Raw genomic sequence first — 8,218 nt, 5'->3', positions numbered from 1 at the left:
GCCGCGCGCCGTCCGGGCGACCATGAAGCTCGCGGTGGAGACGTGGTCGCCCGGCCCGGGCCGGTTGGTGCCCATCTTCGCCGTGCCGAGGACCGTGTCGCCCTCGACCGCGACGACGGTCCGCGCGGGCGAGGGCTCCACCCACAGGGCGTACGCCTGCTCGGCCCGCAGCTCCGGGTCGTACGGGAAGGTCTCCCGCGCCCGCACCACGTCGGCGAGGATCGGCCACACCTGGGGCCAGTCCCGTTGGTCGAATTCCCGGATCAGCACGGTCCGGACGCTAGGCCCGCCGATCCCCGACGGCAACGTCGTTTCCGTGTGGAGCTTCTCCGTCTGGAGTTTCCGGGTGGGGTTTTTCCGTCGGGGCGCATCCGCGCGGCCGGGGCCGGACGAAGCATGGGTCGTGACGACAGTCACGCATCGAGTCGCCTCGACGAAAGGCCCGCTGATGAACATCGCACGACTCGCCGCCCGGGTGGCGGTGGGCGCCGTGGCCACCGCGCTGGCCACCACCGCCGTCGCCGTACCGGCCGCCCAGGCCGGCACCAAGAAGCCGCTGGGCACGAAGTCCCTCGCCCAGGTGCTCCTGGCCGACCAGAGCGGCTTCGACCACAACCCGCGCGACTTCGACGTGCTGACCAAGGCCGTGCTGGCGGTGCTGGAGGCCAAGCCGGACTCGCCGGTCAAGGTGCTCACCGACGGCACCGTGGCGCTGACCGCGTTCATCCCGAACGACGGCGCCTTCCAGCGGCTCGTCCAGGACCTCACCGACGCCTACCCCCGGCTGCCGAGCGAGAGCGCCGCCTTCACCGCCGTCGCCGGCCTCGGCATCGACACCGTGGAGAACGTGCTGCTCTACCACGTCGTACCGGGCGCCACGATCGACCGGAAGGCCGCGGTGAAGGCCGACGGCGCCGAGCTGACCACCGCGCTCGGCCCGACGATCGAGGTCGACGTCCGCCACTACCGGCACTACAAGCAGGTCCGGCTGGTCGACGCCGACACCGACGACCGCAACCCGCGCGTCGTCGCCTTCGACGTCAACAAGGGCAACAAGCAGATCGCGCACGCCATCGACCGGGTGCTGCGCCCGGTTGACCTGGACTGACGTACGCCTTGAACGGGTGGCGCCGACGCGACGTCGGCGCCACCCGTCGTCGTGCGGAAGCGGGTCCCTTCAGCGCCGACCACCCACCGGCAATCTCTCGGCCCCAGGGAACGGGCCGGCGGTGACCGCCGCGCCGCGCACCGCCGACGGGCACCGGAAACTGTCGTACTTATGTTCTAACGTGGACGCGTGATGGTGGCGTTGGCGCAGCTCAGCGGCGTGGTCGATGAGGTCGTCGACGCGTCACCGTGGGCGCTGTCCGACGCCGACGTGGTCGCGTCGCTGGACGCGGTGCACACGCTGGAGCAGCGACTGGCGGCGGTGAAGCTGGGCCTGGTGCGGGAGGTCGATGGTCGGGGGCTCGCCACCCGGCAGGGCGCCACGTCGACGGCGGTATGGCTGCGCGAGCGCCTCCGACTCACCGGCCGGTCGGCGCGCCACCTCGTCGCCACGGCCGCGAGTCTGGATGAGGGACCACCGCAGGTGCGGTCGGCGCTGGCCCGTGGCGCGGTCACCGTCGAGCAGGCCGTGGTGGTGGCCGAGACCGTCGGCGCGCTGCCTGCGGCCGTCGGTCCGGAGGTGGCCGACAAGGCCGCCTCGCTGCTGGTCGACTTCGCCGCACAGCACGAGCCCACCGTCCTGCGCCGTCTCGGCACGCGCATCCTCGACCACGTCGCCCCCGACCTGGCCGAGCAGGCCGAGGCGGAGGCACTCCGGCGCGCCGAGGAACGGGCGCTGGTCGACCGGCACCTCACGCTCGCCGACCAGCCCGACGGGCAGGTCCGCGTGACCGGTCGCCTCGACGGCGAGACCGCGTCGCTCCTCCGCGCGGCAATCGAGCCGCTGTGCGCCCCGGCCGGCCTGGGCGACGACCGCAGCCCGGGCCAACGACGGCACGACGCCCTTGCCGAGGTGTGCCGCCTGGCCCTGCGCACCGGCGACCTTCCCGAGCACGGCGGTGACCGGCCGCAGCTCGTCGTCACGGTCGCGCTGGAGCCGTTGCGCAACCATCTCGGTGCCGGCACGCTCGACACCGGGGTTCGTCTCACGCCCGACGCCGTCCGGCGGATCGCCTGCGACGCCGCCGTCCTGCCGGCCGTCCTCGGTGGCGAGAGTCAGGTGCTCGACGTGGGCCGGCAGCGGCGGCTGATCACCGGTCCGCTGCGTCGCGCCCTCGTCCTGCGTGACGGGGGCTGCGCCTTCCCCGGTTGCGACCGGCCGCCCCGCTGGTGCGACGGTCACCACATCCGACACTGGTCGGACGGCGGTCCCACCCGGTTGGACAACGCCGTCCTGCTCTGCGGTCACCACCACCGGGTCGTCCACCAGGGCGAATGGGGGGTGCGTCCCGGATCCGACGGCCGTCCCGAGTTCCTTCCCCCGGCCTGGCTCGATCCGCAGCGCGTACCCCGGCGGAACCTGTACCACCGACGGTGCTGAGATCGCGTTTGACCAGGTAAGCCGTGGACGGCACGACGGCGTGGCGTCCGCTGGCGTCAGGGCAGGGTGGTGCCGTGTCTGCGCGCTCTGGCCACCCTCCGGCCGGACCGATGTCCAGTCGGCGCTGCATCGCGCCACCGAGGCGGGAGCCGACCACCGGAGCCTGGCGAGAATAGTCGGCTCCCAGAGCGTGAAGGGCTGGCTCACCCGGACTTCGTGGAGCCCGCAGGGCGCCTCACTTCGAACAGGAGGCTGTCGTGGCCCGCCGCGTCAGGCCGGATTCCTACGCGCACCGCACCGATCTTCTCCAGCGCCCGTTGCGAACGCCGATTGTCGGGGCCTACGAGGAACACGACTCGCTCGACGAAGCGGAACGCGTGTCCCAGCATGAGGGCCTTGAGCTGCCCGTTCGTCTGGCCACCCCAGTGCGACCGGGCGAGGAACGTCCACCCGATCTCGACTTCGCCGCGTCGCTGGTCGTAGCCGTGGAACCGCGACGACCCGATGACATCGCCCGCCGTCGACGTGACCACCAGAGCGCCGCCGGACGCCAGGGACGCCGCGAAGAACCGCGTGAAGACCTCGAGCCGGTGTCGATCCCTGACGGGATGCTGATCCCAGATCAGCGGGTCACGGGCAACCTCGTGGAGCTCGTCGAAGTCCGCCGGGCGCAGGGGCCGGACGCCGACGAGATCCCCGCGGAGCACGGGCTGCAGATCGAACGGCATCGTGGCGCTCGTCGTCAGGTCTGCGGGCACGCCGGGTGCGGGTGTACGAGGAGGAAGATCGAAGCCGAGGCGACCGTCGTCCACTGCGGGGACGGTGGCCGGTCCGCGGTGCTCGGCCGGACGTCCGCACTCCGCATCGCCTGAGAGCGGATCAGCAACCGACTGGGTACGCCGCGGACCTCCCGGCAGTAGGTGAGGTGCACGACGCCCGCGTCGACCGGCGGGAAGTCAGGATCGGCGACCCGATGCCATCCGCCCTCCTGTGCCAGCGGGTGGAAGACCTGGCGCAGGGCCTCACCGTCGTACTCGCGATCGGGATACCAGATGAGCGAGACGGAGGTGATCGACACGTCCTCCTTGTTCAACTGGCGGCACCCCGTGCTGCGGACAAGGTCACCGTCGCGCCGCGCGCCGTCGGGCCGCGCCCTGAACACGCGGTCGTTCTCGTACGCGTCGAGCAGCTCGTCCTCGTCGTCGGGGACGGTACAACCCGGCACCGAACCGCCGTGCGCGCCGTCGGTCCACCCGCAGCCGGCCAGGGCGACGATCAGCAGCGCAACCCCTGGCCAGGCCCCCCGCGGTGTCATCGAGCCAGGCTAGTACGCGACGTCACGGCCCCGCTGCCCCGCCGACACCGGCACGCACGCACGGCGGTGGTGGTGACCTCAGGGACAGAACTCCACCTAGGCGAGTGAACCCGGTTCCGTGCGGCGCGAGGCGGCCCACCAGAAGACGGTGGCCGCTACCGCGATCGCGCCACTGAACAAGAACGGCGCGTCTGCGCCGGAGCGGGCGGCGAGGACACCGCCGGCCAACGCACCCAGCGCCGTGCAACTGTAGGTGATCATCCGGGACGCGGCGACGACCCGCCCGAGCAGTTCGCGCGGCACGAGGCGGTGGCGCACCGACAGGGCGGCGACGTTCAGCACCGCGAACGACGCACTGGTCAGCACCACGACGGTGACGGCGGCGATCCGGTTCGGCGCGACGACGAGGAGAACCGGCGCTCCCGCCGTGACCGCCATCGACCAGGTCAGCACCGCGCGGTGCCGAAAGCGGCCGACCAGCCGGTCGGCGGTGAAGGAACCGGCCAGACCGCCGGCTGCTCCGCTGGCGAGCAGCAGGCCGAAGCCGAGCGCGTCGAGGCCGAGGCTCTCCCGGGCGTACAACACGAAGACCGCGAACCAGGCGGTGTCAGCGGCGGCCACGGCCGCGCCGACGATCACCAACGTACGGAGCACGGGCTGGCGAAGGAGCCACCGCAGTCCAGCCAGCGTCCCGTCACCACCCGCGGTGCCGGCGCCGGCCCTGACCTGGGCGGTCGCCACCGAGGGCGAGTGGGCGCCGAGCAGGGTCAGCGGAAGGGACAGCACGAGCATGACCGCCAGGGCGAGCGCGGCACTGTTGACCGCGAAGGGCAGCGCGGCACCGACGACGAAGAGCAGGGCGCCGACCGGAGGGCCGACGAACTCGTTCCCCACGATCTCGCCGGCGACGAGGCGACCGTTGGCCCGTTCAAGCTGATCGTCGCGTACGAGGCGTGGCACGGCGGTCTGAGCGGCGGTGTCGCGTACGGTTTCGCCTACCCCGAGCAGGAATGCGGCGACCGCCACGAGCGGTATCGTCGCCCAGCCGCCCACGACGGCCACGGTCAGTACCGCCAGGACGACGCCGCGACCCAGGTCCGCCGCGGCGATCACGGAGCGGGTGGCCCGGCGGTCCGCCAGCGACCCGGCGAGCAGACCCACGACCAGCCACGGAATGAACTGTGCCGCGGCGACGACGGCCACTCCGACGGGACTGTCGCTAACGGCGGCGGCCAGCAGCGGAAACGCGGCGACGCGGATGCCGTCACCGAGGTTCGCCAGAGCGGAGGCGGTCCAGAATGTCCAGAAAGGGCGGCCCATCGGGCGTGCCGACGCAATCATCCCGGCACGCTAGCATCCTGCCTGAACCGGCAGGGGTCGCTCTGGCCTCGCCGGTCAGGTGTCCGCGAGGCCGGTCAGTTCGCCGTCGAGCAGGCGGGCGAGCCGGTCGTGCCGCTCCGGGTTTCGCTGCCGGGTGATGCCGCGGCTCGGCATCTCCACGGTCATCAGCAGGTAGAGGTGCATCCGGTAGAGCGCCAGTCGCCGGCGGGCACCGTCGTCGAGGACCAGCGGCACACCGGCGGCGTGCGCGTAGCCGCGCAGGAAGGGGTGCGCCGGCTCGTCCTCGACGCGCCGGAACAGCAACGGCGAGACCAGGTCCAGCAGCGGGTCGCCGTACAGCCAGCGCTCGCCGTCGACCAGTCCGCACAGGCGGTACGCGCCGGTGGCGTCGGGCGCGGCGAGGACGTTGCCGTCCCAGCCGTCGAAGTGCACCAGGGCGGGCCGGTGGACCTGGTCCAGCGCGTCGCCGTGCCGGTCGACCAGCGCGCGGATGCGCGATGCGGGCGCGGGCAGCGGAACCTCCCAGTCGACCGCGTCGGCGAGCAGGTCGTCCACCATGGCACCGAAGGCGTCGCGCCAGGTGTCACCGCACGCGCGGCCACCGCCTCCGCACGTGCGGGCGTTCTCGTCGTGTTCGTGCCCGGCGCGGTCGTGGCGGGGATCGGGACGGTCGTCGCGAGGATCGGCATAGCCGTAGTGCTCGCCGGTGATCCGGTGCAGAGCCGCGACGGCGCGGCCGACGTCGTGGCGGGCGCGGGTCAGGTCCGCTCCGGTCGCGGACAGGTCGGCGAGGGAGCGGCCGGGCAGTCGACCGGTGAACAGCCACTCGCCGAGATCGGCATCTGTTCCGTGGTGCAGCACGGGTGGGACCGGGACCGCGGGCAGGTCGGCTGACACCAGCCGGAAGTAGCGTGCCTCAGCCGCGGTGAGGCCCTGCTCGTAGCGCAGCAGCCGTACGTGGGGCGCGGGGGCGACCTTGAGCACCACGTCGCGGCCGTCGTCGAGCCGCACCCACCAGACCGCGGCGAAGCCGCCTCCGTCCAGCGGTCCGCACTCGACGACAGCCGGACGGAGCCCGAACGAGGCGCGGACGTACCGCCCGACGACGGCGGGGGAGAGGTGGCGTCGGGTCGGGCTGGGCCCGGCCATCAGAGCGCGGGGACCGAAGCTGGGACGGCGTCGCGGATCATCCGGCCGAGACTACGGAGGTGGACGGTTCGCTACCACCCCGTCGGTGGCCGGACGCGCTCAGCCGAGGCGTACTCCCGTGGTCTGCTGCGCCGGCCGCGCCGGCGCATCGGCGACCGGCGTGACCGGGCGCGCGGGCACGATCGGCGCGTCGCGGCCCGTGCCGCGGTGGCCGTCGCCGTCGTGCTTCGCCGTCTCCTCGTGGTAGTCCTGCTCGACGTTGACCGACCAGACATCGTGGGCGGTGCCGAGTGCGATGTTCTCCGCGGTCAGCATGGCGGTCAGCATGGAGTGGTCCTGGTTGTTGTAGCGGTGCATGCCGTTGCGCCCGACCGGGTGCACGTTGGGAACCTCGCGGGCCAGCCACTCCCGGATCACGTCAACGTTGTGCTGGTACCGCTCGTCGTAGACCGGGTACGCCTTGGGCATCCGGACCACGTAACCGGCCTCGACGACCCCGGGCCGGACCAGCCCGAGCCGCTCCAGCTCCGCCGTGGCGGCGGCGACGAGGTCCGCGTCCGGCGTACGCCAGGTCTCGTCGTCCTCGAAGACGAAGTACTCCAGACCCAGGCAGGTACGACCGTCCTTGACCAGGTGCGGTGACCAGGACCCGAAGTTCTGGATTCGGCCGACCTTGACGTTGGGGTCGTGGACGTAGATCCAGTTGTCCGGGAAGGAGAACTCCGCCGGCACGACCAGCGCGACGGTGAGGAAGTCCCGGTAGCGCAGGTCCTCGGCGGCGGCCCGGACCTCCGGCGGGGCGGCCGGGCGCAGCGCCGCCACCAGCTCGGAGATCGGCATGGACGAGATGACGTGCTCGGCGGGCTCGGTACGCCGTCCGCCCTCGCCGTCCACGGAGACCGCGACCGCGCGGCGGTGTTCCGGGTCCCGGTGCACGGCGGTGACCCAGGTGCCGGTCTCGACCCGGCCCCCCCGGCGGCGCACCTCGTCCGCGCAGCGCTCCCACATCATCCCCGGCCCGAGCTTCGGGTACTGGAACTCCTCGATCAGGCTGGTCACGTCCTTGCGGTTGCGCCGGGGCAGCAGCGCGTTGCGGACGGCCTTGGACAGCGACAGGTTCTTGATCCGTTGCGCCGCCCAGTCGGCCTGCAACCGGTCGGCCGGCATGCCCCAGACCTTCTCGGTGTAGGTCTTGAAGAACATCGAGTACAACCGCCAGCCGAAACGGGCCGACACCCAGCCCTCGAAGTGCGACTGGTCCCGGGGCGGGCGCAGGCGGGCCCGGGCGTACGAGGCCATGCAGAGCGTCGCCTCCCGGATGCCGAGGTTGCGCAGGGCGTTGGACGCGCTGAGCGGGTAGTCGTAGAGGGCTCCCCGGTAGTAGATGCGGCTCATCCTCGGCCGGAGCAGGAAGTCCTCGTCGGGCAGGACCTCGTGCCAGAAGTCCTCGACCCGCGACACCTTCGTGAAGAACCGGTGCCCGCCGATGTCGAACCGCCACCCGTCGCGTTCCACGGTGCGGCTGATGCCGCCGACCACCTGGTCGGACTCGAACACCCGCACCGGGGCGCCGTGCCGGAGCAGCTCGTACGCCGCCGTCAGCCCCGCCGGCCCCGCACCGATCACCACGGTGCCCTGTTCGTCAGCCATGTTCGCCCGCTCCCTGCTCCCGGTGTGAGGCGGCGCGCTTACCCGACATCGGCGCGGTCTCACCCCCACCCCGGGTTTCTTCCGGTTGGCCGACGTGTCGCACGACGCGAAACGGGGATGTGGCACCGCCGGAGCGGACGGATCGGAGACGCCGTGGGGGACGGGCAGCCGCGCAGCGCGGCGGGGCCGCGGGAACGGCTCGGCGCGCGCGTCGG

At 72.5% G+C, this 8,218-nt stretch carries 7 protein-coding genes and 1 pseudogene; 2 read left to right on the top strand and 6 right to left on the bottom strand.

The window, feature by feature from the left end; genetic code table 11:
- Nucleotides 1-270, bottom strand: a pseudogene (locus tag AB0I76_RS17425) (GNAT family N-acetyltransferase); the annotation flags it as partial.
- 178 nt (nucleotides 271-448) lie between these two features.
- Between AB0I76_RS17425 and AB0I76_RS17420 the strand changes: the two are divergent.
- Both AB0I76_RS17420 and AB0I76_RS17415 read left to right on the top strand, forming a co-directional pair.
- On the top strand, nucleotides 449-1,108 hold the full coding sequence (locus tag AB0I76_RS17420) for a fasciclin domain-containing protein (protein ID WP_357036073.1): 660 nt from the start codon (nucleotides 449-451) through the stop codon (nucleotides 1,106-1,108).
- A 192-nt stretch (nucleotides 1,109-1,300) separates the two neighbouring features.
- Nucleotides 1,301-2,548, top strand: coding sequence for a DUF222 domain-containing protein (locus tag AB0I76_RS17415; RefSeq protein WP_357036076.1), 1,248 nt, complete (start codon nucleotides 1,301-1,303; stop codon nucleotides 2,546-2,548).
- A 203-nt stretch (nucleotides 2,549-2,751) separates the two neighbouring features.
- Here AB0I76_RS17415 and AB0I76_RS17410 read toward each other — a convergent pair whose 3' ends face one another.
- The 5 genes from AB0I76_RS17410 to AB0I76_RS17390 all read right to left on the bottom strand — a co-directional run bounded on the left by AB0I76_RS17410 (nucleotide 2,752) and on the right by AB0I76_RS17390 (nucleotide 8,003).
- Nucleotides 2,752-3,276 carry a GNAT family N-acetyltransferase gene (locus AB0I76_RS17410; RefSeq protein WP_357036070.1) on the bottom strand — a complete coding sequence of 175 codons (525 nt, stop codon included), beginning with the start codon at nucleotides 3,274-3,276 and terminating at the stop codon, nucleotides 2,752-2,754.
- A 14-nt stretch (nucleotides 3,277-3,290) separates the two neighbouring features.
- Nucleotides 3,291-3,863 carry a hypothetical protein gene (locus AB0I76_RS17405; RefSeq protein ID WP_357036067.1) on the bottom strand — a complete coding sequence of 191 codons (573 nt, stop codon included), beginning with the start codon at nucleotides 3,861-3,863 and terminating at the stop codon, nucleotides 3,291-3,293.
- Between the two features lie 96 nt (nucleotides 3,864-3,959).
- Nucleotides 3,960-5,204, bottom strand: coding sequence for an MFS transporter (locus AB0I76_RS17400; protein WP_357036064.1), 1,245 nt, complete (start codon nucleotides 5,202-5,204; stop codon nucleotides 3,960-3,962).
- 54 nt (nucleotides 5,205-5,258) lie between these two features.
- Entirely contained in the window at nucleotides 5,259-6,353 is a 1,095-nt protein-coding gene (locus AB0I76_RS17395) for an aminoglycoside phosphotransferase family protein (protein WP_357036061.1), read from the bottom strand.
- 99 nt (nucleotides 6,354-6,452) lie between these two features.
- Nucleotides 6,453-8,003, bottom strand: coding sequence for an NAD(P)/FAD-dependent oxidoreductase (locus AB0I76_RS17390; protein WP_357036058.1), 1,551 nt, complete (start codon nucleotides 8,001-8,003; stop codon nucleotides 6,453-6,455).
- Between the last annotated feature and the right edge of the window lie 215 nt (nucleotides 8,004-8,218).

The organism is Micromonospora sp. NPDC049799, from assembly GCF_040656655.1.
GTDB lineage: Bacteria > Actinomycetota > Actinomycetes > Mycobacteriales > Micromonosporaceae > Micromonospora.
The sequence above is the reverse complement of the archived record's forward strand: the minus strand, read 5'-3'. Positions and strand labels throughout refer to the sequence as shown.

What these genes read in the sequence shown, in the direction of transcription:
- AB0I76_RS17420 (WP_357036073.1), top strand. Translation starts at nt 449, where the DNA reads ATGAACATCGCACGACTCGCCGCCCGGGTGGCGGTGGGCGCCGTGGCC.
- AB0I76_RS17415 (WP_357036076.1), top strand. Translation starts at nt 1,301, where the DNA reads ATGGTGGCGTTGGCGCAGCTCAGCGGCGTGGTCGATGAGGTCGTCGAC.
- AB0I76_RS17410 (WP_357036070.1), bottom strand. Translation starts at nt 3,276, where the DNA reads ATGCCGTTCGATCTGCAGCCCGTGCTCCGCGGGGATCTCGTCGGCGTC.
- AB0I76_RS17405 (WP_357036067.1), bottom strand. Translation starts at nt 3,863, where the DNA reads ATGACACCGCGGGGGGCCTGGCCAGGGGTTGCGCTGCTGATCGTCGCC.
- AB0I76_RS17400 (WP_357036064.1), bottom strand. Translation starts at nt 5,204, where the DNA reads ATGATTGCGTCGGCACGCCCGATGGGCCGCCCTTTCTGGACATTCTGG.
- AB0I76_RS17395 (WP_357036061.1), bottom strand. Translation starts at nt 6,353, where the DNA reads ATGGCCGGGCCCAGCCCGACCCGACGCCACCTCTCCCCCGCCGTCGTC.
- AB0I76_RS17390 (WP_357036058.1), bottom strand. Translation starts at nt 8,003, where the DNA reads ATGGCTGACGAACAGGGCACCGTGGTGATCGGTGCGGGGCCGGCGGGG.